The sequence below is a fragment of the Nocardioides sp. HB32 genome (assembly GCF_054058995.1).
On record NZ_JBSSBS010000001.1, the window covers coordinates 1,880,317 to 1,905,221 of the forward strand.

A 24,905-nucleotide genomic window follows, 5' to 3' on the forward strand; every position below is an offset into this window, starting at 1 on the left:
GGGTATCAGACGGTCGTGGTGGATTCGGCACCTACGCGGCAGCGAGTCGTCGCGGTCCTACTCGGGTGGGCGAGCGTGGCTCTCGCGTCCGGCTGCGCTCCGCAGGCACCGGACCACACGTCCTGGTCCGACCAGGCACACCAGTCCCTGCAGTCGGTCTCGAGCGACGTGGCGACCGTCGCGCTCCTGCTCCGGCTGGAGGCGCAGCACAAGGTCCCGGGGAAGTACCAGCAGGTCGTGGCGCAGGACAGCGAGTCGGCAGTCGGCGCCACCATGGACTCGTTCGGGGGCGAGCAGCCGGAGCCCCGCGACGACGCCGAGTACAAACGGGTGACGTCCCTGATGTCGGACGCCTCCGACCTGCTGTCGCAGGTGCGCATCGCGATCGTCCGGCGCGACGAGGACGCCTACCCCGACCTGCTCCGGCAGCTCGAGGGGCTCCAGTCGAACCTGACCCGGGCCGAGGAGCGGGTCGGGTGACGAAGGTCTTCGCCGTCGCGCTCGGCATCCTGACCGCCATCGGCGGCTTCGTCGACATCGGTGACCTCGTCACCAACGCCCAGGTGGGCGCTCGGTTCGGGCTCTCGCTCTCCTGGGCGGTCGTGGTGGGCGTGCTGGGCATCTGCGTGTTCGCCGAGATGTCCGGTCGGGTGGCCGCGATCAGCGGGCGCGCCACGTTCGACCTGGTCCGTGAGCGCCTCGGTCCGCGTCTCGGGCTCCTCAACCTCCTGACCTCCATGCTCATCACGTTCCTGACGTTCGTCGCCGAGATCGGCGGCGTCGCGCTCGCCCTCCAGCTCGCGTCCTCGGTGCACGAGCTGCTCATCGTGCCGCTGGTCGGCCTGCTCGTCTGGCTGGTGCTGTGGCGCGCGAAGTTCGCGGCGATCGAGAACGTCTTCGGCATTCTCGGACTGGCCCTGGTCGTCTTCGCGGTCGCCGTGTGGCAGCTTGGTCCGGACTGGGGCGCGCTGCTCCATCAGGCGGTGACGGCCGACAAGCCGGGCGACGAGGAGTGGTCCACGTACGCCTACTACGCGGTCGCGCTCTTCGGCGCCGCGATGACGCCGTACGAGGTGTTCTTCTTCTCCTCCGGTGGCGTCGAGGAGCACTGGGATGCGAAGGAGCTGACCACGATGCGGGCGAACGTGCTGATCGGGTTCCCGCTCGGCGGCGCCCTCTCGCTCTCGATCGCCGCGTCGGCGTGGCTGGTGCTGGGGCCGTTGGACATCAGCGTCGACACCCTGGGTCAGGTCGCTCTCCCGGTTGCGGCGGCGCTCGGCAAGGTCGGGCTCGCGGTCGCGATCGTCGGCTTCGTCGCCGCGACCTTCGGGGCCGCCTGCGAGACCGGGTTGAGTGTGGCGTACAGCGTGGGGCAGTACTTCGGGGCGCAGTGGGGCAAGTTCGTGCGCCCGCGCGAGGCGGTGACGTTCCACGCGGTCCTGATGCTCTCCACGTTGCTCGCCACGGCGTTCCTGATGACCGCCGTGGATCCCATCCTGGTCACCGAGGCGTCCGTGGTGTTCTCCGCGGTCGCCCTGCCGTTGACGTACTTCCCGATCCTGGTCGTGGCGAACGACCCCGACTACATGGGGACCTATGTGAACGGCCGGATCGCCAACGTCCTGGGCGTGATCTACCTGGGCGTGATCGCCGTCGCGGCCGTCGCGGCCATCCCGTTGATGATCTGGACGAGGATGGGCCAGTGAGCGCGAGCGCGGATCGTGGGCTCGAGAACCGGTTGACCGGACCGATCGACGGGGTCCTGCACCTGCTCGACCGCCAGCTGATCGACTCCCAGGGCAGGTTGTTCGGCAAGGTGGACGACGTCGAGCTCACCCCGACGTACGTGCTCGACGACGGCGACGAGAACGCTGACCGGCTCGCCATCACGGGCATCCTGACCGGACCGGCCGCGCTGCTCGACCGGTTCGGGGGCAAGCTCGGCAAGATCCTGGTCGAGCGGTGGGGCCAGAACCGGGTGTCGGAGCCGCACCGCACGCGCCCGTGGCGCATCGACATCGACGACGTCGAGCGGCTCGACAGTGCGCTCCACCTGTCGGTGCAACGGGACGGCGTCCTGCGCCGTGACCGCGACGCACTTCGTCTCGGGCGGCTCACCGGGATGGGCGTGCTGGACCCGGCCGGCGAACAGATCGGGCGGGTGCTGGATGCCCGGTTCGAGCCCGACGGGGGGCGCCTGGTGCTCTGCTCGCTCATCGTGGGGCACGGCCGGCCGGGCTCGCTGCTGGGGTACGACCGTCGATCCGATCAGGGACCGCTGCTGGTGCGCGCCGTCGTCCGGTGGATGCACCGGCACACGGTGATCGTCGCGGCGGAGGACGCCGAGATCGACTGGCCCACGGCCACCGTTCGGCTGCGGAGTCGTCCGACCGAGCGACCCGACCACGCGTTCGGATGACACGACGAAGGCCCCGACCGCTGGGCCGGGGCCTTGCCTTGTACGCCATCAGGGACTCGAACCCCGAACCCGCTGATTAAGAGTCAGCTGCTCTGCCAATTGAGCTAATGGCGCGCGTGGTGAAGCGACGTGAACTCTACCAGCGGGGGTGCGCAGCGAAAAATCGAGGCCGCGCGCTGCTGCTGTCACGGTTTCACCAGGGGATGTGGGTGGTGCCGCACCTCCCACCGCGGGCAGGCCACGGGGATTGGGGGTTCCCCGGAGACCATGGTGAACCTGCGGCAGCGGAGACCGGGCCGCCTCAGGACGCGAGGACGGCGTGCGCGGCGCTGTGCCCGCCGAGGCCGGTCACGCCGCCGCCGCGCCGCGACCCGGACCCGCAGACGAGCACCGGGGCGAGGTCGGTCTGCACGCCCCACTGCTGAGCAGGAGTGTCCAGGCGGGCCCGGTTCGGCGCCCACGGCCACTCCAGGTCGCCGTGGTACCAGTGCCCACCCGGCATCGCGAACTCGCGCTCGACGTCCTCGGGCGGGACCTCGGCGGCACCGTCCCAGCGGGGCTTGGCGTCAGGGTCCTCCTGCTCGCCGAGCAGGATGGCGAGCACCCAGGGCGCGACGTTCGCGAGCACGTGGCGGGCGGCGGCCGTGTGGAGCGCCGCGCCGTCGTGCCAGCTCACCTCGGCGCCGTCGGTCCCGGCCCGGATCCCGCTGACACCGGCCGACGTCACCATCTCGACACCGGCCGCCCGGATGGCGCGGTCGAGGGCGTCGGCCACCGCGGTCCCGCCGCCGACCACGACCGGGGTGCTGGCGCGCAGCCGGTGGTGCAGGTCGAGGGGCGTGGTGACCAGCTCGTCCCAGGAGCCGACCTGCGCGCGGACCTCGCGCTCGAGCGGGAGCGGGCGCAGCAGGGTCGGTAGGACGACGCGCGCCAGGTCGTCGGTGGGCGGCGGCGTCGGTCCCAGGCGGAGCTCGAGCGCGAGGTCGGCGACGAGCTCCTCGGGGAAGGCCGCGGCGGGTGACCAGCGGGCCGCGCCGCCGGTGCGGTGGAGCCGCTCCAGGACCAGGACCGACCGGCCGGCGCGGGCAAGGTAGGCGGCGGCGGTCAGGCCGTTGTGACCTCCGCCGACGACCACCACGTCGTAGCTGTGCGTCGCGGAAGTCACCGAGCCAACGTAGTCCCCACCGGCAGGTCGGATGCCCAACGGCGTGTCGCGCGGCCAAGATGTACCCCGGGGGATGGCGGAGCGGGAGGAGTGCGTCGTGAGGGGCTCACGGCTGGGCTGGGTTGCCGGCCTGCTCGCGCTCGTCGCGGTCTTCGGCGCGCTCGCCACGCACTCCGCCCCGGACGGCGGTCACGGCATCGGCATCTGGCCGATCGGCGGCGCGACGGCGTGCTTCATGATCTCCCCGCGGCCGCGCACCTGGGCCCTCGTCGGCCTGGTCGGGCTGATCGGCGTCGGGAGCATCTGGATCGGCGGCCGCGACCTCGAGGTCGCGATCGGCCTGGGCATCGGACTGGCCGCCGAGGCCTGGGTGACCTGGTGGATCCTCGCCGACGGACGCCGCAAGCGACCGCCCCTGCGCACGACCGTCGACCTGGCCCGGTTCCTGGCCGCGGTCGGGTGCGGCGGCCTCGCGATGGGCGCCGCAGGGGCGTTGACCAGCGCCCTCACGGGCTTCGGCGAGCCCGACGTCCTCGGGCTGACGGTCGCCGCCTCGAGCCTGCTCGCGCAGCTCACCGTGGTGCCGTTCTTCTGCCGGCTGCGCAACCACGCCCCGCTCGCCGGGCCCACCGAACGCACCGCCCAATGGGTGCTGCTGCTCGCGATCGCGCCAATCGTCTTCATGCCCGAGGACTTCCCGTCGATCGTCTTCCTGGTCCTGCCGCTGCTGGTCTGGGGGGCGCTGCGCAGCAGCCCCTACGAGTCCATGGCCCAGCTGATCGCGGTGCTGACCTTCGCCGTGCCGCTCACCACGTGGGGGCGCGGCCCGTTCGCGAACGCGGGTCCGCGGTTCGGCCTCTCCGTCGACGGCCAGGGCATCCTGCTCGGCACGTTCGGCGCGGTCTGCGCGCTCGTCGTGCTGCCGCTGGTCCTGGCCGTGGGCGAGCAGATCGAGAACGCGCGCCAGGCTGCCGCCGAGCGCGACAAGGTCCAGAACATCGTGAACGGCGCGGCCGGCGTCGCCATCATCGGCACCGATGACCAGGGTGCCGTCACGCTGTTCAACCCGGGCGCGGAGCGGCTGCTCGGCTACACCGCTGCCGAGATGCTCGGCGACACCACCCGCAGGCTGCACACCCCCGAGGCGATCGCCGAGAAGGCTGCCGAGCTGGGGGTCGAGAACGACTTCACCGCGGTCGCCCGGGCGCTGCTCGGCACCGGCGCGAACGACATGAGGTTCGTCCGCAAGGACGGCGTCGAGCGGGTCCACTCGATGTCCCTGAACCGCATCGAGGACGATCGCGGCGTCGTCAACGGCTACGTGAGCACCTCCGAGGACATCACCGACCGGATCGAGGCCGAGCGCCGGCTGGTCGAGGCGGTCGAACGGCTCCGCGAGGTCGACCAGGTCAAGGACGCGTTCGTCTCCAGCGTCAGCCACGAGCTGCGCACGCCGATCACCAGCATCCTCGGCTACACCGAGATGCTCGAGGAGGGACAGTACGGCGAGCTCGCTCCCGAGCAGCTCGACGCGGTGCGCCGGCTGTCCGCGAACTCCACCCGCCTGCTGTCGCTGATCGACGACCTGCTGACGCTCTCGCGGGTGCAGGAGGACGGCCTCAGCCTCGCCGACCGGGTCGTCGACCTCCGCAAGATCGTCGCCGCGGGCGCCGCCGTGGTGGCGCCGACCCTCGAACGTCGCGAGCTGGAGCTGAACGTCGATCTCCCCGACGAGCCGGTCCCCTTCCTCGGCGACCGCGACATGCTGGAGCGCGTGGTCATCAACCTGGTCGGCAACGCCGTGAAGTTCACCCCCGCAGGCGGCCGTGTGGACGTGTCGCTGCTGGCCGGGCCGGACAGCGCCGTCGTCGAGGTCGCCGACACCGGCATCGGCATCCCGCCGGAGGAGCAGGAGCGGCTGTTCACGCGCTTCTTCCGCTCCTCGCTCGCGCAGCAGCAGGCGATCCCGGGCAGCGGCCTCGGCCTCTCGATCGCGCGCGCCATCGTGGACCAGCACGGCGGCACGATGTCGGTCGAGTCCGAGCCCGGGCAGGGCACGACGTTCCGGGTGCGGCTGCCGCTCCTGACCGTCGCCTGATGGCCACGGTCGTCCGGGACGCGTACGGCATCCCGCAGGTCCGCGCCGGCGACGTGCTCGACCTCGCCCGCGGGCAGGGCGAGGCCACGGCCCGGGACCGCCCCACCCAGCTCGCGCGGCTGCGCCAGGCGACCGAGGAGCCGCTGGCGCGCCGTACCGGAACCGTCGACCTCGCCCGCCGGGTGCACGCCCGGCTCCGGCCGGAGACGGCGGCGTTCGTCGGAGCGTACGTCGAGGGCGTGAACGCCGTCCTCGACGAGCCGTGGGACCCCTGGACCCCGCTGGCGGTGTTCCGGGTCCACCACCTGCTGTTCGGGAACCTGGCCGGCAAGCTCTGGAGCGCCCGGGCCCGCGCCGTGCTCGGCGAGGACGCCCGGCTGCTCTCCCGGGAAGGGCCCCTGTCCAGCGGCAGCAACGCCTGGGCCGTCGGTGGGGCGCGCACCGCGACCGGTCTCCCGCTGATCGGCGGCGACCCGCACCGCGCGCTGGAGTCCCCGAGCATCTACCTCCAGGTGCGGCTCACCTGCGACGAGTTCGACGTCGCCGGCCTCGCCTTCGCGGGTGTCCCGGGCGTGCAGCACTTCGCGCACGCGGGAGACGTCGCGTGGGCGATCACCAACGGCATGGGCAACTACGAGGACGTGTACGCCGAGCGGCTCCGGCGCACCGGCCGGGGCACGGAGGCCCTCGGGTCGGGCGGCTGGGAGCCGGTCGAGGAGGGCGAGGGCTGGCTCCGCACCCGGCGCGGGCCGGTGTTCGCCGGCCCGGCCGAGGGGCGCGGGCTGAGCCTGCGCACGCCGAGCGGAGACCTCGAGGACCTCGGCTTCGACACGTTCCTGCCGCTGCTGCGCTCGCGCAGCGCCGCCGATGTGATGGCTGCGCTCGACGGCTGGGTCGAGCCGGTCAACAACGTGGTCGCCGCGGACCGTGGGGGAGACGTGCTGTTCCGCGTCGCCGGCCGGGTGCCCGTGCGCCCGGAGGCGAACCGGGTCGGCGTCGTCGACGCCGCGGACCCGGCCGCGGCATGGGACGGCTGGGTGGCGCTGCCGGTGACCAGCGTCCCGCCCGACGGGCAGGTCGTCACCGCCAACGACCGCCGCGGGCCGGAGAGCGCCGCGATCGGCACCGACTTCGCGTCACCTCACCGTCGCGACCGGATCCACGCGCTGCTCGACGGGCGCACCGGTCTGACCACCGATGACTTCGCCGCCATCCACCGCGACACCCTGCTGCTCTCCGTGCCGCTGTTCCAGGCGCTCCTGCGCGAACTTCCGGCGGGCGCGGTCCGCGACGAGATCCTGGCGTGGGACGGCCACATGGACGCCGACTCGTCCGGCGCCGCCGCGTTCGCGGCCTGGCGCTCGGCCTTGACCCGGCGGATCGCGGCCGAGCCGGTGCTCGCGCCCCTCGCCGAGCCGCTCGTCGACGACCCCGAGCTGACGCCGTGGCTGACGGTGACCGCGCACGTCGCGCTCGCGCTCGAGGCGCTGGTGGAGGCGCGGACGCCGTTCGGCATCGACCTGGCCGCACTCGCGACCGCCGCGCTCGACGACGCGGCGGGACACCCGGCGACGTGGGGCGAGACGCACGTCGTCGCGCCGGTGGGTGAGCCGGTGCCGCCGTTGCCGCTGTCGGGCGACATCGAGTGCGTCCGGTGCACCTCGTCGCAGCCCGGCGTCACCGACGCCTGCGCCCGGGGCTCGGTCGCGCGCTACGTGTGGGACCTGGCCGGCGGTGGCGGCTGGGTGGTGCCGCTCGGCGCGGCCGACCACGGCCCGCACCGCGTCGATCAGCTGCCGGTCTGGGCCGCCGGCGAGCTGCTGACGGTCTTCTCGAACCACGCCTCGGCGTAGGGGTTGTCGTTGTACCGCTCGATCCGCGTGTAGCCGGCGCGCTCGTACATCGCGATCGCCTCGACCAGCGTGCCGTTCGTGTCGAGCACGATGCGGGTGTGACCGAGGCGTACGGCGAGTGCCTCGAGCTCGCGCAGCATCCGCGAGCCGAGTCCGGCCCCGCGCCACGCGTCGTCGACCCACATCCGCTTGATCTCGCCGGTGCCCGCCGACAGGGGGCGGACCCCGCCGTACGCGACCGGACGTCCCGCGCTCGTCGCCAGCAGGAACGTGCCTCCGTGGTCGGGCTCCCCGGGGTCGAAGCCGCCCGGGAACCGTCGGGCCAGCTCGGCGAAGTAGAGGCCCGCCGCCTCGCGGGCGATCGCGTCGTCCGGACCGACTTGGCGCAGGTGGATGGTCGCGGCGCGCACCAGCAGGTCGGCGGTGGCGAGGGCCTCGGTGAGCCGGGAGCGCTGGCGTCCGGTCAACGGCTCGACCAGTCGCCGGGCCAGCTCCTCGGAGCGCTCGTCCAGCTCCCGCCAGGAGGTCCGTCCCGCCCGGGTCAGCGTCGCCACCCGGCGGCGACCGTCAGCGGGGTCGGGACGGACCTCGACCAGGCCGTCGTCGGTGAGCCGGCGCAGCAGCCGGGTGAGGTACCCGGAGTCCAGGTCGAGCCGGTCCCGCAGCTCGCGCACCGTGGCGCCGTCGGGCCCGATCTCGAAGAGCAGCCGCGAGACGTTGAGCGGCCGGCCGGTGCCGAGGAACGAGTCGTCGAGCGCACCGATCCGCTGCGTGTACGTCCGGTTGAAGCGGCGCGGCGTCGCCGTGTCAGGGCTCTCGGACATTCTCTGACCATAGTCAGAGATCTGGCCGGTGTCGACCGATCGGCCCCGGACAGGGGACAGTGGGGACATGCGCCTCGCGATCGCCGTACCGCTGCTCGCCGTCGCCACCCTGCTCGTCGGGTGCGGCGACGACACCGGTGACGCGACCGCCGGCGACCCGACAGGGGGCGCGCCCACGTCGTCGGCGACCTCCCCGTCCCCGTCGGAGAAGCCCGTCGGCGTCCAGCGCAGCTGCGCCGAGCTCTACCACCCGCCGCAGCAGCTGATGCCGCGGGCGATCGACTTCGTGCACGGCTCGCCGTCCGCCCAGGACTCCGGCCGGGCGGACGACCTGGTCGCCGGGCTGGCCGACGCGGAGGGCCATGCCCTCGAGCCGCTCGCGGTGGACATCGCCACCACCCGGGAGGGCGTCGAGTCGAAGCTGTCCGGAGGTGCGCCGTCGATGGCGGAGTTCGACAAGGCCGTGAACCGGCTAGCCCGGCACTGCGAGCTCTTCGGCGACTGAACCCGCGACGCGGCGGTCAGCGGAAGTCGACCGCGCCGCAGGCCTCGCAGGCGAACTCCTGGGTGCTGAGCCCCTCCTCGAGGTGCACCGCCTGGAGGTGCCAGACGTGCTCGTGCTCCGCAAGGCCTGTCGACATGCCGTCGGAGTACCCCGCCGGGCCCGGCCGCAATCGGTCGCCGGCGCGGTCGGCGTACGGCATGCGAAAGGGCCGCCGTCCCTCGCCGGACGGCGGCCCTTCGTGACTGGGGTGAGTAACGGGACTTGAACCCGCGACATCTGCGACCACAACGCAGCGCTCTACCAGCTGAGCTATACCCACCAGGTGGACCCGGCCGAGGCCGAGGACCGACAGAGAGTGTAGGCGAATCAGTCCTGATCCGCGGAATCGGACTCGCCCGTGAGCCCCGTGAGCGCACCGCCGTGCCGCAGGGCGATCGCCCGGGCGGCGTCGCTCTCGGGACCGGGGGAGGGCACGAACACCGCCTCGCGGTAGTAGCGCAGCTCCTCGATGCTCTCCTGGATGTCGGCGAGGGCCCGGTGGTTGCCGCGCTTGGGTGGCGCCTGGAAGTACGCGCGGGGGAACCAGCGGCGCGCCAGCTCCTTGATGGAGGAGACGTCCACGATCCGGTAGTGGAGGAAGGTCTCCAGGGCCGGCATGTCGCGGGCGAGGAACGCGCGGTCGGTCGCCACGGTGTTGCCGGCCAGCGGCGGGCGGCTGCCGTCCGGGCAGTGCTCCTTGACGTAGGCCAGGACCCGCTCCTCCGCCTCCTGGAGGGTGATGCCGAAGTCGAGCTCGCGGAGCAGCCCGGAGCTCTCGTGCATCTCGCGGACGAAGTCGTTCATCTGGTCGAGCGCCTCGGCGGGCGGCTTGATGATCAGGTCGACGCCCTGGCCGAGCACGTTGAGGTCGAAGTCGGTCACGAGGGCCGCGACCTCGATGAGGGCGTCGGCGCCCAGGTCGAGGCCCGTCATCTCGCAGTCGATCCAGACGAGTCTCTCGTTCACGGACGTCACCTTAGCCCCGTGTGGACGGGACCTTCGTCTCAGTTCGGGCTCAGGGTGCGCCCCTAGGGTCGGGGGCGTGAAGGAGTGGCTCGGTCTGGTCGCGCGCGTCGTCGTGGGATGCGTGTGGATCTACGCCGGTGCCTCGAAGCTGCTCGACCCGGCTCAGAGCGTCGCCGCGGTCCGGGCCTACCAGCTGCTCCCGGGCGACCTCGCACAGCCGGTCGGCCAGCTGCTGCCCGTCATCGAGGTGGTCGTCGGCGCGATGCTCGTGCTCGGGCTGCTGACCCGCGGCGCCGCGGTGCTCTCGAGCATCCTGTTCGTGGCGTTCATCGTGGGCATCGCGACGGTCTGGGCTCGCGGGATGACCATCGACTGCGGCTGCTTCGGCGGCGGCGGCTACGACCCCGATGCCGCGTCGCGCTATCCGTGGGAGATCGCGCGCGACGCCGTACTCCTCCTCGCCTCCGTGTTCCTGGTCTGGCTGCCATCCACGAGACTGTCGCTGGACTCGCTGCTGTTCCGGCGTACGCCCGCGATCGAAGGATCCTGATGTCGAAGAGAAACCGTGATGCCGCCCGCGCCGAGAGGATCGCGAAGGCCGCCGCGCTGCGCAAGGAGCAGGAGCGGCAGGAGGCGCGCCGGCGCTACCTGATGATCGGCGGCGTGGTCGCCGCGCTGCTGGTGATCGTCGTCGGCGGCTGGTTCCTGTCCCGTGCGCTGGACACGACGGCGAAGGTCGACGCCCCCGCGGCCGGCAGCAAGTACGGCGTGACGATCGGGCCGAAGGACGCGCCGCACGACGTCGTCATCTACGAGGACTTCCTCTGCCCGTTCTGCGGCGAGCTCGAGGCGGAGACGCACGAGAAGTTGGCCACGCTGGCCGACGACGGCAAGGTCCGGGTCGAGTACCGCCCCTTCAACCTGCTGAGCTCGCTCGGGGACTACTCGGCCCGATCAGCCGAGGCGTTCTCGATCGTGCTCGACAAGTCCGGCCCGGACGTCGCGAAGAAGTTCCACGACCTGCTCTACGCGAACCAGCCCGAGGAGAAGGGTCCGTTCCCGTCGAACGAGGACATCCTCAAGCTCGCGGTGCAGGCGGGCGCGTCGGAGGCGGACGTCAAGGACGCCATCAAGAACGTCGACGGCAAGGGCGCGTGGGTCACGGATGCCACGCAGGCCGCGCTGGACGCCGGCGTCCGCAGCACCCCGACCATCCTGCTCGACGGCAAGGTCTACCAGGATGGCCGCACGCCTGCGGAGATCGGCGACAACCTGATCGCCGAGCTCAGCTGACGCTCTGCCAGACTCACGCGTCGTGAGCCTGTCCGAGTTCATCGCGCGCCTCCCGAAGGCCGAGCTGCACGTCCACCACGTCGGGTCCGCGTCGCCACGGATCGTGTCCGAGCTGGCCGAGCGCCACCCCGGCACGGTCCCGAGCGACACCGAGGAGCTGCGCCGGTTCTTCGAGTTCCGCGACTTCGCACACTTCGTGGACGTCTACCTCGCGGTCGTCGGCCTGATCCGGACGCCGGAGGACGTGCGCTACCTGACCCACGAGATCGGGCGGGAGATGGCGACCGGGCAGGGCTTGCGGTACGCCGAGCTGACCTGCACGCCGTACACGTCGGTGCGTCCGGACCGTGACGACCTCGGGATGCCGATCGAGGCGTACACCGAGGCGATCGAGGACGCCCGGGTCGCGGTGGAGCGCGACTTCGGGCTGGTGCTGCGGTGGATCTACGACATCCCGGGCGAGTCCGGGGTGCCGGCCGCGGACGCCACGCTCGACTACGCACTGAACCATCGCACCGACGCCCTCGTCGGCTTCGGGCTCGGCGGTCCCGAGATCGGGGTGCCCCGGTCGCAGTTCCAGCCGCACTTCGACGCCGCGCGGGCCGCCGGGCTGCACAGCGTCCCGCACGCCGGGGAGACGACGGGCCCGGACACGATCTGGGACTCGCTGCGGCTGCTCCGTGCCGAGCGGATCGGCCACGGCACGTCGTCCGCCCAGGACCCGGCGCTGCTCGCCCACCTGGCCCAGACCGGCGTGCCGCTGGAGGTGTGCCCGTCCTCGAACATCGCCACCCGCGCCGTACCCACGCTCGAGGAGCACCCGATCCGGGCCTTCCGCGACGCTGGTGTGACGGTCACGGTGAACTCCGACGACCCCCCGATGTTCAACACCACGCTGAACCGGGAGTACGGGATCGCCGCGGACCTGCTCGGCCTCGACGAGGCCGGTGTCGCGGACCTGGCGCGGAGCGCGGTGCGGGCCTCGTTCGCGGAGGAGGACGTGAAGGCGCGGATCCTCGGGGAGATCGACGAGTACGCCCGTGGCACCGACCCGGCCGGAAAGTAATGGGCCCCGCGAGCTCATACCAAGCGGGGCCTGACACCTTTCTATCCCGATCGCCGTTCCAAACGCCGCATTGGCGCGCGTGTCGGCCCCATCACACATAGGGTGTCGGCATGTCTGCACCCATCCGGGTGGCGATCGTCAACGACTACGAGATCGTGGTCGCCGGAGTCGCCGCGATGCTCGCCCCGCACCAGGACCGGGTGAACGTCGTCGAGCTCGACGCCGGCGTGCGCGTCGTGAGCGACGTGGACGTGATCCTGTACGACACGTTCGGGCAGATCCAGGGAGACGGCGTGGACCTCGAGGACCTGGTCCACGGCAGCGACGCCAGAGTCGTGATCTTCAGCTGGAACATCCAGGCCGGCCTGGTGCGCACCGCCCTCGACCGCGGCGCGTCCGGCTACCTCTCGAAGGGGATGTCCGCGGACGAGATCGTGGCCGGGCTCGAGGCGGTCCACACCGGCGAGACCGTCACGCCGCGAGGGACCGCCGAGCCGGGGGACCGGATCGCCGGCGAGTGGCCCGGCCGCGACCGCGGCCTGACCGCGCGCGAGTCCGAGGTGCTGGCCCTGATCACCCAGGGACTGAGCAACCAGGAGATCGCCGAGCGCACCTACCTCTCGATCAACTCGGTCAAGACCTACATCCGCACGGCGTACCGCAAGATCCGGGTCGCCCGCCGCTCGCAGGCGGTCGCCTGGGGCATGCAGCACGGCTTCGAGCCGGACCGGGTCCGGAGCATCGACTCGTCCGCCGGCTAGGGACCGGACGCCTGCGGGATCCCGCCGTCGTAACGACGCGGCGACCGTGGTCCGTGCATGAGCCCGGTGGGCCCGGGTACCCGACGGGCATGGACGGAGACCACACCAGGGAGCACACGAAGCAGCCGCGCGAGGAGCTCGCCGACGAGGTCGCGGAGCAGCCCGACAAGCAGGACGTCGACATGGAGCCCGAGGACCACCTCAACCGTCCCGAGCAGCCGGACTTCGACCCCGCCGAGCGCGAGCCGTTCGACGACCCGGACACCACGCTGCCGACCGAGGACCAGGCGTAGTCGCTCCCGGTCCCGGTGCGGGACGTCATCCCCCGGCTGTCGGGGCGCCCAGCTCGGGTGACGTCCCGGCGAGCAGAGTGTCCGTGGTGAGCTGAGTGCCCCTGAACGCCTTCGGTTGATGGGTGTCGGATCTACTCCGGTTGATTGGTGAGACTCGGTTGGACTCTAGAACGTCGTTGGGGCGCTGTGGAGCGCTTGACTCTCACCTCCCCGGTGCTGGTGCGTTTCTCGGTGCGCAGCAGGTGGTCGCCGTCGTAGAACTGCAGGACCTGATCGGTGACCCACACGTCGATGGGGTGGCCGGCGGCCGCGGCGCCGAGGCAGACCTGTTGCCAGGACACGCACACCACCCCGACGGCGCTGGCACGGCGCGTGACCCAGGTCCCGTCGCGGTGGTCGTGCTCGGGTCGGCCGGGGCCGGTGACGGTCCTCAGCACCCTCACCCGGCTCGGTTCGGGGTGCAGGAACCGGCTGGCGGGGGTGGCCATTCCCAGTGCCTGGTGGGGCCGGTTCGTGTTGTAGTCGACCACCCACTCGTCGAGCTCGGCCTGCGCGGTGGCGAGGTCGGCGAAGACCCGGTCGGTGCGGAACTCGGTACGGATCGCGCGGTGGAACCGCTCGATCTTCCCGGTGGTCGTGGGTGAGCGTGGCTGGGTGTGCAGGTGTTCGATCCCGTTCTCCCGGCACACCCGGTCGAAGAGCACCTCGACCGGCGGGGTGTTGAACCGGCCGGTGAACACCTTGCCGTTGTCGGTCAGGATCTGGCCCGGCACGCCGTGGGTCCGCAACGCCACGGCGAGCCCTTCGCACACCTCGCGCGCGGACTCGCGCAGCATCAGGTGGGCGCACACGCAGTACCGGGAGTGGTCATCGACCCCGGTCAGCGCCTTGACCCGGCGGCCGTCCGCCAGCACGAATCCGCCGACCACGTCCATCTGCCACAGCTCCATCGGGGCGCCGCGCTCCCAGCGTTTCCACTTCCGGTCCCGCCGCCGACGGGCCGCGGGATCGATCAGGTGCAGCCGGACCAGCGCCCGGTAGACCCCCGACTCGCTGACGGCGATGTCCTGCTTGGCCAGCTCGAAGACCAGCCGCCGCGGACCCCACGAGGGATGTCGACGCCGCAGCACCGCGAGCTCGACCTCGACACCAGGATCCATCTGGTGCGGACACGACCTCGGCCGGTGCGAGCGATCGGCCAGCCCCTCGAGCCCACCGGCCTCGTACCGCGCCAGCCACTGGTGCACGGTCTTGCGGGCGACCCCGAACCGGGCCGCCACGTCCGTGACCGTCTCGCCGTCGCTGACCACCGCCAGCACGGCCTGATACCGCTGCTCAGCCACACTCAACTCCCGCATACCTCGGGAGTGTCACCAATCAGCCGAAGCAGGTGTCACCCGTCAGCCGAAGACGTGTAACGCCTCAGCCGAAGCCCGAACGGCACCGATCAGCCGAAGGCAAACATGAGCTGAGTGCCCCCGGCAGGACTCGAACCTGCGACCAGCGGATTAGAAGGCCGCTGCTCTATCCAGCTGAGCTACGGAGGCGGAGGATCGGAAATACAGTCGGGACAAACATGGGTACAACCCCGGTGTAGTTCGACGGTACTACCGACCCGCGGTCAGTATGCCGCAGCAGGTGCAACCGTGCTCGGTGAGGCGCAAGTCGTGGTGGCACACCACGGGCAGGTCCGGGGCCAGTGAGCTCGTCGAGGTGAACTCGTCGACCGCCCGCGCCATCAACTAGGTGTATCCCTACTCGGATGCCGCGTGCCGACGGGCCGCCCTTACCGGATCTGCCGATGAGCGGGCGCGGCGCGGGCTGCTGCCCCACAATGTCGCGTTCGATGTCTGCTAGACGTGTGGACGCATCCGGGGCCTAAGTGCGCGGTCGCCAGACGCGCCATATCCCTCGACGCTGCGACGTCCAGGATGGGATAGAAGCAATCGCTGCCGTCTAGGGTTCCTTGGTGCCCAGCTGGTCCTATCGTCCCGAGCTCGACGGGCTTCGGTCCGTCGCCGTCTATCTCGTCCTGTTCTTTCACGCGGGCATGACCTGGCTTGAGGGCGGCTTCATCGGCGTCGACCTATTCTTCGTGCTCTCCGGGTTCCTTGTCTCGAGCGTGGTTCTCGCAGAGATCGACGAGCACGGCCGCTTCGGTGTCGGGAGTTTCTACGCCCGCCGGGTACGCCGGTTGCTGCCGGCCGCCGTCGTAGTCGTCATAGTCACAGCATTTGTCCAGCTGCTCGTGGCCTCCCAAGTACGGCGTGCCGATATGATCGGCGACGCCCAGGCCGCGCTGCTCTACGTCGCCAACTGGCACTTCATTTCCGACGCACAGGACTACTTCGCCTCCGCGACGGCAGATCAAAGTCCGTTCGTCCACTTCTGGTCGCTGTCGATCGAGGAACAGTTCTACATCGTTTTCCCGCTGCTAGTGGCCGCGGTCTGGAAGCTCTCGCGACGGCCCGCGCGGACCCTCGTCTGGACGCTGGTGGTGGTCACGGCACTGTCGGTCAGCCTGCAGTTGTACCGCGGTGAGAATGACGCGACCTACGCCTACTACGCCACTGACACCCGCATCTATCAGTTGACCGCCGGCGTGCTCCTTGCCCTGGTCATGCGCCGCTTGGCCCATGGCGAGCGCGGCCGGCGATCGGCAACTGCTCCCCCGAACGGCGCTCGCTTGGCATTAGCGGCCGCGATCGCCGGGCTGACGAGCCTGGCTGTCCTGGGCTCCGGGCTGCTGGAGATGGGGCCCTCGTGGAGAGGCATCGGAGCCACCGTGGGCTCAGTCGTCGCGATCGGTGGCCTCTACCTGTCACCCCACGGCTGGCCGTCGCGCGTGTTGTCGATGCACGTTCCGCGATACCTGGGTCAAATCTCCTACGGCACGTACCTCTGGCACTGGCCGGTCATCCTCGTCGTGGGCGAGGTCTTCGCCGTGCGGCCTCTGGTGCTCGCTCTCCTCGCCGGAGGGGTCGCGACTGGGTTGGCCGCGTTGTCGGCCGAGATCCTCGAGCGCCCCCTCCGGCGGTCGCCGAAGTTGGCGGCCTATGGGTGGCCGGTCGTCGCCGGTGGTCTTGCGCTGAGTGTCACGGCTGCGTTGGTGATCGTGCCGCAGGTCTTGGACAGCCCGCGCCGTCCGGCGGTGGCCACGAGCAGCGAGCGCGGGTCGGCGTTGGCGGCATCGGAGCAGGCCAGGGCTCTTCGGCGCCCGGTCCCGGAAGCAGTCGACCTGCTCGCCGCTCGCCGCGACGTACCGAAGCGCGTGCCGGTGTGCACCGCGGATGACCTCGATTCGTGCCGAGTGGTCGCTGGTAATCGGCAGCACGTCGTGCTCGTCGGCGACAGCCAGGCGCAGATGTTTCAGACAGCCTTCGAGTCGATCGCCAAGGAGCGAGGTTGGACGCTCTCGATGAGCGTACTCGCCGGATGCTCGTGGCAGATGGGGCTCCTCAACGAGCTCTCGCCCGACGTCGAGCAGGAGAGGTGCCGGACGGCGCGCGAGGACTTCTACACCGAGGCGCTGCCGAAGATGGACGCCGATCTGGTCGTGGCCATCTCGATGTCCCACTCCTCGAAGCGATGGGAGCGCGACCTGACCGCCCCTGGGGGTCCACGGGGCGAGTCCCTGATCGAGCGGCAGGACCGCACCGGTAGGGACACGGTGGCGGCTATCGAGGCGGCCGGTGCCAACCTGGTGATCGTGAAGAGCGTGATGGGTACCCAGGGGTTCGACCGCGGTGGTTGGGACCCACTCGAGTGCCTGGCCCGGGCAGCGTCGCTCGCGGAATGTGCCGTGTTTGCTCCCCTGGAGCGGCCGGCCGTGGACGGGCTCTACGAAGCCTATGCCGCCATGGACGACCGCATCGCGACCCTTGACCTGAACCCGGTGATCTGTCCGGCCCCGCCGCTGTGCGCTCCGGTGATCGGCACCACCGTCGTGTGGAAGGACCCCGACCACGTGACGGCCACCATCCTCGACAAGCGCCGCGCAAAGATTTGGCAACGGATTCACGGAACCGACCTGCTCGACTGACCGTCGACGTGGGCCTCGGTTGTCGAGCCGCGGCTGATCTCCGCCTTCTGAGCGGCCAATCGGCGGTCGAGCCAGCTAAGGACGGGCCGAGGAAGGCTGCCTGTCCTTCGACTTGTTCGAGTCGGCCTCGGCGGCTGGCGTCTTTTACACCGTGGAGCGGTGGCGCGACCGGTCTGCTTTCGAGGAGCACCTGCAAACACGGCACCTGGGCGAGGCGGTGGCCGCAGCCGAGGGCAACATCGTTGGCGAGATCGGGATCCACCCGCTCGTGCCCGTTTCCTGATGTAGGCCTCCTGCAGGATGCTCTGCCGCGGTTGTGCCCGGCACCACGCACTCTCCGGCGACGTGTCCGCTCATGCCGCGTTGAGCTCACGCACATGCCGATGAGCGGCCGCTTGGAGCCTGCCGGTCCCGCCCAGGATGTGATCAGGCCACGAGCCGCTTGTGCTTCCTGAGTCCGAGCCGGCGATCGGCAGCAGGGGCGTTGACACCGACTTCGACGGTGTCAATGCTGGAGGCATGGTGCGGCGCTCGCCGCCGTTCTTGTGCCAGACAAGGGGTCCGAATGATTCCGTCCATCTTAAGAGCGCTCAGCGCGACTGTCGTCCTCCTGTCACCAGTCATCTTCAGTTCCAGCGCCTCTCTTCTGAGCTCAAACGTTCAAGCATCCGCAGCGAGCCGCGGTCATCGATGCGCCGGCGAAACGGCGACGCTGGTCGGCACAACGGGTCCGGATCGGCTCGTGGGCACCTCCGGCGCGGATGTCATCTGGGGAGGGCTTGGCCGCGACGTCATCCGTGGACGTGGAGGAAACGACATCGTGTGCGGCGCTGACGGTCCCGATGTGATTAACACAGGCCATGGCGCAGATGTCATCTACGGCGGACCTGGAGCCGACCACATCGCAGACCCGGGCGGCGGAAGGATGACGGTCTGGGCCGGAACTGGCAGCGACATCGTGCACGCCAACGGGATGGCCGACTCCGACTACGCCTTGATCCGGGGCGGGTACGGCCGCGATGAAATTGTCGGCGGCGGTGGCGCCGAGACCTATCTCGACGGCGGGCCAGGTAGGGATGTGTTGCGTGGCCGGGAAGGTTATGCCCAGATGGTCACCGGCACCGGGCGGGACGTCGCATACGGGGGCACCGGTAGTAGCCAGGTTGATGACCTCAGCGGCGAGGGTGACACCTACTATGGCGGCCCCAAGGAAGACCTCGCGATGTATGGCCAGGCGCCAGGCGCCGTGCGCGTGTCGCTGGAGACCGGCCGCGGGCAGCTCATCAGCGGGACGAAATACGATCAGCTTGTTGACGTCGAGGGAGTCTACGGCTCCTGGTACGCCGACGAACTAACCGGTAATGCTGGGTCCAACCACCTGTTCGGTGACGTGGGCAACGACGTCCTGCAGGGAGGTGACGGGGGCGACATCGTGGACGGAGCAGACGGGGACGACATCGTTGATGGCGGGCTGCCCAGTGGGACAGCGCCATGGCCAGTGGGCGACTATGTGATCGGCGGAAACGGTACCGACAGTTGCACCGGTGGGGAAACAACGGACGGGTGCGAGGGGTAGCCACCCCGGTTGGCGAAACCGCGTGCGCCCACAGCTGCGAGGCCTCAGGCGGCGAGTCGCGCGTGCCCGCACACGCCGTCAGCGTGAATCGCTGAACGCACTCACAAGCCGCGATCCGTGCGCTCATGCCGGCGCCTCAATGAGTCATCGCAACACTTCCTGATTGAAGGAGGTCGCGATGGCGCGTCAGAGCTATCAGCGGTTGTCGCCTGCAGACATCGACGAGATCTGGAGGCGGTTGCGGTCCGGGCACTCGGTCAAGCCGACTGCTCGGGCTCTGGGTCTGCCGACCAGCACGGTGCGGACCTACCTGATTCGGTGCGGTGGGATCAGACCTGATCCACGACATCGAGCAGTCGGTCGATTGAGACTCGAAGAGCGCGAAGAGATCTCGCGTGGTCTGGCCGCCGGGTTGTCGCTTCGGGCGATCGCGGCAGGTCTGGGTCGGTCGCCGTCGACGATCAGCCGTGAGGTCAGCGGCAACGGCGGCCGGCGCCGGTACCGGGCCACGGTCGCTGACCAAGCCGCGTGGGCCAGGTCGACCCGTCCAAAGACGTGCAAGTTGGCCGGCAACCCGGTGCTGGCTGGCATCGTGACCGAGAAGCTTCAATGCCGGTGGTCGCCCCAACAGATCGCCGGTTGGTTGAAGCTGACCTATCCCGACGACCCAGGGATGCACGTGTCGCACGAGAGCATCTACCGCACCCTGTTCGTGCAGTCCCGCGGTGCCCTGCGCAAGGAGCTGACCGCCTACCTGCGCACCGGCCGGGTCATCCGACGCTCGCACGGGATGCGGCTGCCTGATGGTCGAGGTTCCCGGCCGGGGATCGTCAACATCAGCGAACGCCCAGCTGAAGCCGAGGACCGTGCCGTGCCCGGTCACTGGGAAGGCGACCTGGTCTTCGGCCGGGGCATGAGTCCGGTCGCCACCCTGGTCGAACGGTCCACCCGCTACCTGCTGCTGGTCGGGTTGCCGGCCGGCAACCACAAGGCCGACGCCGTCGCCGACGCCCTGGCCGCAGCAGTGCAGCACCTGCCCAAGCACCTGGCGAAGTCGCTGACCTGGGACCAGGGCCACGAGATGGCCGAGCACAAGCGGTTCACCAACCAGACCGGCATCGACGTCTACTTCTGCGACCCGAAGTCGCCCTGGCAGCGCGGCAGCAACGAGAACACCAACGGGCTGCTGCGCCAGTACATGCCCCGACGACTCGACTTCCGCACTCTCACACAAGACGACCTCGACGCCATCGCACTCGAGCTCAACGACCGTCCTCGACAGACCCTCGCCTTCAAGACACCATCACAAGCACTAGCCGAGGTGTTGCGTTGACCGCCTGAGCCCGCACCGATGAGCGTGCGCGGGCTAGAAACTGGTAGGTCCACCAGGACCACCCGCACGCCACTTACTGTCCATGTGCGGCGGGTCGGAATGGTGCCAGTCGACCTTCCCGCACCGGCCGCACTTCGCACCTTTCTCACCGCTGGCCGACTCGAACTTCGTCCAGTCGTGACGCCCGATCAAGCACCGCAAACCCTTGGCCATCGAATGTCGCTCCAGTCAGAGGATGCAACGGGATGCCGTCGTCGTCTAGCGACGACATCATGACGCCCCGGCGCGGTGCCGGGGATCGGGGCTTGGTCGGAACCGCACGCTCATGCCGCGAGTCGAGTATCCGCACCTGCCGATGTGCGTGCGCAGGATCCAGGTGCTTGGATCACCACCGTGATGCGCCGCCACCCTGTCCGAGCGCTCGTCTTGGTTGCCTTCGCCATGTGTCTGACCGCGTGTGGCCTGGTCTACGGTGCCAGTTTCGATTACCCAGACGAGCCGCCCGTGCCACCGGATGCATCCGTGGTCGCCAAGACGAAGGGCTGGGATGACGACGACCCCATGCGTGGACGAGAAGCCGTGATCGACATGGCGGGCACCGGGCCGGACGCGCTGGTCGACTACTACCGCGAGAAGTTCCCGTCATCGGAAGGCTGGAGCGAGGGCACCCCGGACGCTGACCTCGGCGGCGGACATCTGTTGTGCCTTGTGAGCAACTCCGACGACGACTACGACGAGTACGTGGAGATCTACCCGTACGAAGGCGGTCGCGGCTCTCGGGGGCCTGATCGCTATCTCGTGTGGATCAGCCGACTCGCGGTCGTGTCTGATGACGAGCGCACTGCGGACCGTTGCGGACTTGCGGGTATCTGGTTTCCACAGAACCTGTAGCCGACCCGACCGTCCGGACATGCCTGCGGGCTCAGGCGGTCAACGCAACACCTCGGCTAGTGCTTGTGATGGTGTCTTGAAGGCGAGGGTCTGTCGAGGACGGTCGTTGAGCTCGAGTGCGATGGCGTCGAGGTCGTCTTGTGTGAGAGTGCGGAAGTCGAGTCGTCGGGGCATGTACTGGCGCAGCAGCCCGTTGGTGTTCTCGTTGCTGCCGCGCTGCCAGGGCGACTTCGGGTCGCAGAAGTAGACGTCGATGCCGGTCTGGTTGGTGAACCGCTTGTGCTCGGCCATCTCGTGGCCCTGGTCCCAGGTCAGCGACTTCGCCAGGTGCTTGGGCAGGTGCTGCACTGCTGCGGCCAGGGCGTCGGCGACGGCGTCGGCCTTGTGGTTGCCGGCCGGCAACCCGACCAGCAGCAGGTAGCGGGTGGACCGTTCGACCAGGGTGGCGACCGGACTCATGCCCCGGCCGAAGACCAGGTCGCCTTCCCAGTGACCGGGCACGGCACGGTCCTCGGCTTCAGCTGGGCGTTCGCTGATGTTGACGATCCCCGGCCGGGAACCTCGACCATCAGGCAGCCGCATCCCGTGCGAGCGTCGGATGACCCGGCCGGTGCGCAGGTAGGCGGTCAGCTCCTTGCGCAGGGCACCGCGGGACTGCACGAACAGGGTGCGGTAGATGCTCTCGTGCGACACGTGCATCCCTGGGTCGTCGGGATAGGTCAGCTTCAACCAACCGGCGATCTGTTGGGGCGACCACCGGCATTGAAGCTTCTCGGTCACGATGCCAGCCAGCACCGGGTTGCCGGCCAACTTGCACGTCTTTGGACGGGTCGACCTGGCCCACGCGGCTTGGTCAGCGACCGTGGCCCGGTACCGGCGCCGGCCGCCGTTGCCGCTGACCTCACGGCTGATCGTCGACGGCGACCGACCCAGACCTGCCGCGATCGCCCGAAGCGACAACCCGGCGGCCAGACCACGCGAGATCTCTTCGCGCTCTTCGAGGCTCAATCGACCGACTGCTCGATGTCGTGGATCAGGTCTGATCCCACCGCACCGAATCAGGTAGGTCCGCACCGTGCTGGTCGGCAGACCCAGAGCCCGAGCAGTCGGCTTGACCGAGTGCCCGGACCGCAACCGCCTCCAGATCTCGTCGATGTCTGCAGGCGACAACCGCTGATAGCTCTGACGCGCCATCGCGACCTCCTTCAATCAGGAAGTGTTGCGATGACTCATTGAGAGCGCCCCTGCGTTGAGGGCGGCTACGGTCGCCCGGACCTGCCGCGATCCGCGCGCGCATGCCGATGACAAGGACGTTCAGTCCCAGAAGTGCGAGCGGACTCCCTCGGATCTCTCGTCATGACGGCGCGCTCATCTCGATGCCCGTCGCACCGCTGCGCTTCATCAGGCGCGGCCGGTGCCAGCGACACTCCGCTCGTTCAGGTGGCGGCTCCTATCGCCGCCGGGGTCCCCAATCGGGGGCGCTCTCCCAGGCGGCGGAGGTCGTGATGTTCCGCAAGTGGCTGCCGTTCAGCCTCATGACATAGACATCGGCGTTGCCGGCGTTGCCTACCCCGGGGGACTTCCCGGCGACAATCGATCGGCCGCTGGGCGAGAACGAGCCCGAGGCCCACTTGCCGGTTCCGGGAGCCGTGTGCGTCACGCGGTGAAGGTTGGTCCCGTTGGGGTGCACCAACCACACGTTCCCCGAGTCGTCTGAGCCCTCCTTCGACCGGAACATGATCCACCGACCGTTAGGCGACCAGTCGGGCTGCGATGCATCCAACTTCCAGCGAGTCATCCGCTTGCGGTGAGTGCCGTCCAGTCGAACCGTGCAGATGGCGCGGAGGTCGGTCTTGCCGTCCGTACGCTCGAAGGCAAGGCGCTTGGCAGTGGGGGACCACGTGGGCGCGTGGTCCTGGAAACGATGGTCGACCAGTGGGTCGGCGCCGCGATGCGTGATCTGCCGGGCATGGGTCCCGTTGGCCCGCATCACGAACAGGGCGAACAAGAACGTCGGGTCGCTGACAGGTCCGAACTGGCGCTGGAACGCGATCCTTCTGCCGTGCGGCGACCACTGGGCGAAGCCATCCGACAGGCAAGGCGCCTGGCAGGAGGCACTGATGAATGTCCGATGCCTGCCGTTGGGATGAATCTTGTACAGACGGGAGTGGTCGATGTCCCCGTGCCGGGCCACCTGATACTCAATCCAACGACCGTTCGGCGACCAGTCCGGCTCGGTGGCCAGCCGTGTCCGCTTCGTGTGGGTCACCTGCCGTTCGCGGGTGCCGTGAGCCGTGCTCGTGAAGATGTCGCCCCGCGTCTGGTCGGCGTTGGCGTACCGCCGGAACGCGATCCGTCCGTTCTTCCCGTGGGCCGTAGCGTGGGCCGGTGCGGCGGCAAGGAGCACGCTCGATGCGGTCACGACCGCTGCCAGTATGGCGATGGATCGTTTCATCCGATTCCCCTTAGGTGTGCCGTGCCAAGGCGACCGTACGCCCCGAAGTGGCCCCTTTCTACGGCCGCGAATGGTCCTGACCGACAGACGGCCAAGTACGAAACGCACGCTCACGCCGCGATGTGCGCACTAGGCCGGGAAAGCGCAGAGGCTTGGGCGCGCGGTCTACGAGCCCCCGCCACCCCCGAAGTCCTGCCACGGCGAGCGGCGGCCGAGGTCGTCGTCCGGATAGGTCGGTTCACCTGTTCCAGGCGCTTTACCCCGTCGACGGTTCCGCCGGTCGTACAAGTAGGCGCCCAGACACAGAACCGCCGCACAAACCAGAGCGATGACCCAGAACATGACACCCTCCATCGTCTTGACCCGATGGTCCTCCCGGTCGGGGCGCATGTCGACCCATCACTTCGCCCGAAGGAACCCGATGACCGTGCGCGCGCAACAGCCGCCGCCGGTGCCTTCCGGTTCCGTGCCGGTGGCGTCGTCGACAACGACTGCCCGCCGACGGCAGTACCCGCCACTTCCTCGCCAGCTGCTGACTTCGATCGAGAACGTGCTTGTCGCCGTCGGAGCCGAACGGATCCATCTGGAACCGGGAACCGACCCGATGGTCGTGACCGCCGAGCTCGCAGACACCGCTCGTGGAAGCGTATCCGCGTAACTTCCCAGGTCCGCGGACTTCAGTTGCCGTAGTAGTAGGTCGGCGCGGGGTCGGGTGCGAGCACGTTGTACCAGAAGGCAAACGCCAAGATCGCCAAGATCATGCAGCCGATTCCGATCCCGACCTTGTTCTTGGCGACCAAGACGATGCCGATGATGAAGCCGATCAGAGGCAGAAATATCGCCGTAAGGATCCCTGCCGTCACCAGCCCGCTGTGGTCGTCGGGCTGGTGCCTGGCCAGCACCGGCTGATGGGAAGCGGGCACGCCTGGAGCGATGTGATCCGTCCATCTCTCGCCATCCCGATAGCGCTGTGTGTCAGCCATCGAGGGATGCTGGTACCACCCTGCCGGACCAGCGCGACGTGCTCGGCGTCGAGCTCGGGCTGGCCCGGCGCCGGTCTCGCTGTGTCCGGGCCGTTCAGCGCAGCAGGCGCGGGTGGTCGATCAGGTACTGCGCCCTCTGCACTTTCAGCATGGTGACGATCTGGTCGATGTCCATGGACGCGGTGCTGGCTCTCGGGGTGGTCGAACAACCCTCGCTCGGGGCAGGGCGGTTGGCGTTGGCAGGCGACGCACTCACGGGTCCAAGGGCCACCACGGCCGCGGTGGCGGCAGTGGCGGTGGCCGCGGCGAGGCGGGCGTTGGTGGTGTTCATGATGTGTCTCCT

The 24,905-nt window shown here is 69.6% G+C and carries 22 protein-coding genes, 3 tRNA genes and 2 pseudogenes; 16 read left to right on the top strand and 11 right to left on the bottom strand.

Annotation, left to right across the window (positions count from 1 at the left end; translation table 11 throughout):
• Positions 1-75: 75 nt before the first annotated feature.
• The 3 genes from ACVW2K_RS09610 to ACVW2K_RS09620 are packed head-to-tail and all read left to right on the top strand — an operon-like array spanning position 76 to position 2,419.
• Positions 76-480: a hypothetical protein gene (locus ACVW2K_RS09610; RefSeq protein ID WP_457202354.1), complete on the top strand. Its 405-nt coding sequence runs from the start codon at positions 76-78 to the stop codon at positions 478-480.
• On the top strand, positions 477-1,706 hold the full coding sequence (locus ACVW2K_RS09615; protein WP_457202355.1) for an NRAMP family divalent metal transporter: 1,230 nt from the start codon (positions 477-479) through the stop codon (positions 1,704-1,706). Before ACVW2K_RS09610 ends, ACVW2K_RS09615 begins: the two co-directional genes overlap by 4 nt.
• On the top strand, positions 1,703-2,419 hold the full coding sequence (locus ACVW2K_RS09620) for a hypothetical protein (RefSeq protein WP_457202356.1): 717 nt from the start codon (positions 1,703-1,705) through the stop codon (positions 2,417-2,419). The genes ACVW2K_RS09615 and ACVW2K_RS09620 overlap by 4 nt, the downstream gene beginning before the upstream one ends.
• 41 nt (positions 2,420-2,460) lie before the next feature.
• Here the strand turns inward: ACVW2K_RS09620 and ACVW2K_RS09625 are convergent.
• Positions 2,461-2,533 (bottom strand) — tRNA-Lys (locus tag ACVW2K_RS09625).
• A gap of 187 nt (positions 2,534-2,720) precedes the next feature.
• Positions 2,721-3,584 carry an FAD-dependent oxidoreductase gene (locus ACVW2K_RS09630; protein WP_457202357.1) on the bottom strand — a complete coding sequence of 288 codons (864 nt, stop codon included), beginning with the start codon at positions 3,582-3,584 and terminating at the stop codon, positions 2,721-2,723.
• 97 nt (positions 3,585-3,681) lie between these two features.
• Here ACVW2K_RS09630 and ACVW2K_RS09635 point away from each other — a divergent pair, with 97 nt between their 5' ends.
• Both ACVW2K_RS09635 and ACVW2K_RS09640 read left to right on the top strand, forming a co-directional pair.
• Positions 3,682-5,682, top strand: coding sequence for an ATP-binding protein (locus ACVW2K_RS09635; RefSeq protein WP_197025425.1), 2,001 nt, complete (start codon positions 3,682-3,684; stop codon positions 5,680-5,682).
• On the top strand, positions 5,682-7,535 hold the full coding sequence (locus tag ACVW2K_RS09640; protein WP_036571704.1) for a penicillin acylase family protein: 1,854 nt from the start codon (positions 5,682-5,684) through the stop codon (positions 7,533-7,535). The genes ACVW2K_RS09635 and ACVW2K_RS09640 overlap by 1 nt, the downstream gene beginning before the upstream one ends.
• On the opposite strand, the gene ACVW2K_RS09645 is transcribed toward ACVW2K_RS09640, so the two are convergent.
• Positions 7,472-8,359, bottom strand: coding sequence for a bifunctional helix-turn-helix transcriptional regulator/GNAT family N-acetyltransferase (locus ACVW2K_RS09645; RefSeq protein ID WP_028638927.1), 888 nt, complete (start codon positions 8,357-8,359; stop codon positions 7,472-7,474). The two genes, ACVW2K_RS09640 and ACVW2K_RS09645, sit on opposite strands and share 64 nt — an antisense overlap.
• A 67-nt stretch (positions 8,360-8,426) precedes the next feature.
• Between ACVW2K_RS09645 and ACVW2K_RS09650 the strand changes: the two genes are divergently transcribed.
• Positions 8,427-8,864, top strand: a complete 438-nt coding sequence (locus tag ACVW2K_RS09650; RefSeq protein ID WP_028638926.1) for a hypothetical protein — start codon at positions 8,427-8,429, stop codon at positions 8,862-8,864.
• A 243-nt stretch (positions 8,865-9,107) separates the two neighbouring features.
• Here ACVW2K_RS09650 and ACVW2K_RS09655 read toward each other — a convergent pair.
• Positions 9,108-9,183 (bottom strand) — tRNA-His (locus ACVW2K_RS09655).
• A gap of 47 nt (positions 9,184-9,230) precedes the next feature.
• Positions 9,231-9,869, bottom strand: coding sequence for an oligoribonuclease (gene orn / locus ACVW2K_RS09660; RefSeq protein WP_028638924.1), 639 nt, complete (start codon positions 9,867-9,869; stop codon positions 9,231-9,233).
• A 76-nt stretch (positions 9,870-9,945) separates the two neighbouring features.
• On the opposite strand from orn, the gene ACVW2K_RS09665 reads away from it, so the two are divergent.
• The 5 genes from ACVW2K_RS09665 to ACVW2K_RS09685 all read left to right on the top strand — a co-directional run bounded on the left by ACVW2K_RS09665 (position 9,946) and on the right by ACVW2K_RS09685 (position 13,282).
• Complete coding sequence (locus ACVW2K_RS09665) at positions 9,946-10,419, top strand: DoxX family protein (protein ID WP_028638923.1); 474 nt, start codon at positions 9,946-9,948, stop codon at positions 10,417-10,419.
• On the top strand, positions 10,419-11,162 hold the full coding sequence (locus ACVW2K_RS09670) for a DsbA family protein (protein WP_028638922.1): 744 nt from the start codon (positions 10,419-10,421) through the stop codon (positions 11,160-11,162). The genes ACVW2K_RS09665 and ACVW2K_RS09670 overlap by 1 nt, the downstream gene beginning before the upstream one ends.
• Before the next feature lie 22 nt (positions 11,163-11,184).
• The gene (locus ACVW2K_RS09675; RefSeq protein WP_231496296.1) at positions 11,185-12,228 is read left to right on the top strand and encodes an adenosine deaminase; all 1,044 of its coding nucleotides are present in this window, start codon (positions 11,185-11,187) and stop codon (positions 12,226-12,228) included.
• 110 nt (positions 12,229-12,338) lie between these two features.
• Positions 12,339-12,989 (top strand): LuxR C-terminal-related transcriptional regulator, encoded by a 651-nt coding sequence (locus ACVW2K_RS09680; RefSeq protein WP_028638920.1) that lies wholly within the window; start codon positions 12,339-12,341, stop codon positions 12,987-12,989.
• Positions 12,990-13,078: 89 nt separating this feature from the next.
• Positions 13,079-13,282, top strand: a complete 204-nt coding sequence (locus ACVW2K_RS09685; RefSeq protein WP_028638919.1) for a hypothetical protein — start codon at positions 13,079-13,081, stop codon at positions 13,280-13,282.
• A gap of 131 nt (positions 13,283-13,413) precedes the next feature.
• Here the strand turns inward: ACVW2K_RS09685 and ACVW2K_RS09690 are convergent, their stop codons facing one another.
• Positions 13,414-14,640, bottom strand: a complete 1,227-nt coding sequence (locus ACVW2K_RS09690) for an IS481 family transposase (RefSeq protein WP_457202358.1) — start codon at positions 14,638-14,640, stop codon at positions 13,414-13,416.
• Between the two features lie 115 nt (positions 14,641-14,755).
• Positions 14,756-14,829, bottom strand: a tRNA-Arg gene (locus tag ACVW2K_RS09695).
• Between the two features lie 422 nt (positions 14,830-15,251).
• Here ACVW2K_RS09695 and ACVW2K_RS09700 point away from each other — a divergent pair.
• The 5 genes and pseudogenes from ACVW2K_RS09700 (at position 15,252) to ACVW2K_RS09720 (ending at position 21,124) form a co-directional block, all read left to right on the top strand.
• On the top strand, positions 15,252-17,324 hold the full coding sequence (locus ACVW2K_RS09700; RefSeq protein ID WP_197025214.1) for an acyltransferase family protein: 2,073 nt from the start codon (positions 15,252-15,254) through the stop codon (positions 17,322-17,324).
• 94 nt (positions 17,325-17,418) lie between these two features.
• A pseudogene (locus tag ACVW2K_RS09705) lies at positions 17,419-17,607 on the top strand (putative quinol monooxygenase); the annotation flags it as partial.
• Between the two features lie 282 nt (positions 17,608-17,889).
• Positions 17,890-18,900: a calcium-binding protein gene (locus ACVW2K_RS09710; RefSeq protein WP_269320314.1), complete on the top strand. Its 1,011-nt coding sequence runs from the start codon at positions 17,890-17,892 to the stop codon at positions 18,898-18,900.
• A 178-nt stretch (positions 18,901-19,078) separates the two neighbouring features.
• Positions 19,079-20,233 carry an IS30 family transposase gene (locus ACVW2K_RS09715; protein ID WP_457202359.1) on the top strand — a complete coding sequence of 385 codons (1,155 nt, stop codon included), beginning with the start codon at positions 19,079-19,081 and terminating at the stop codon, positions 20,231-20,233.
• 393 nt (positions 20,234-20,626) lie between these two features.
• Complete coding sequence (locus ACVW2K_RS09720; RefSeq protein ID WP_155991931.1) at positions 20,627-21,124, top strand: hypothetical protein; 498 nt, start codon at positions 20,627-20,629, stop codon at positions 21,122-21,124.
• A gap of 39 nt (positions 21,125-21,163) precedes the next feature.
• Here the strand turns inward: ACVW2K_RS09720 and ACVW2K_RS09725 are convergent, their stop codons facing one another.
• The 4 genes and pseudogenes from ACVW2K_RS09725 to ACVW2K_RS09740 all read right to left on the bottom strand — a co-directional run bounded on the left by ACVW2K_RS09725 (position 21,164) and on the right by ACVW2K_RS09740 (position 24,893).
• Positions 21,164-22,318 carry an IS30 family transposase gene (locus ACVW2K_RS09725; protein ID WP_457202360.1) on the bottom strand — a complete coding sequence of 385 codons (1,155 nt, stop codon included), beginning with the start codon at positions 22,316-22,318 and terminating at the stop codon, positions 21,164-21,166.
• 256 nt (positions 22,319-22,574) lie between these two features.
• Positions 22,575-23,579 carry a TolB family protein gene (locus tag ACVW2K_RS09730; protein ID WP_081790403.1) on the bottom strand — a complete coding sequence of 335 codons (1,005 nt, stop codon included), beginning with the start codon at positions 23,577-23,579 and terminating at the stop codon, positions 22,575-22,577.
• A gap of 677 nt (positions 23,580-24,256) precedes the next feature.
• Positions 24,257-24,574, bottom strand: a pseudogene (locus ACVW2K_RS09735) (hypothetical protein); the annotation flags it as partial.
• 82 nt (positions 24,575-24,656) lie between these two features.
• On the bottom strand, positions 24,657-24,893 hold the full coding sequence (locus ACVW2K_RS09740) for a hypothetical protein (RefSeq protein WP_028637256.1): 237 nt from the start codon (positions 24,891-24,893) through the stop codon (positions 24,657-24,659).
• Between the last annotated feature and the right edge of the window lie 12 nt (positions 24,894-24,905).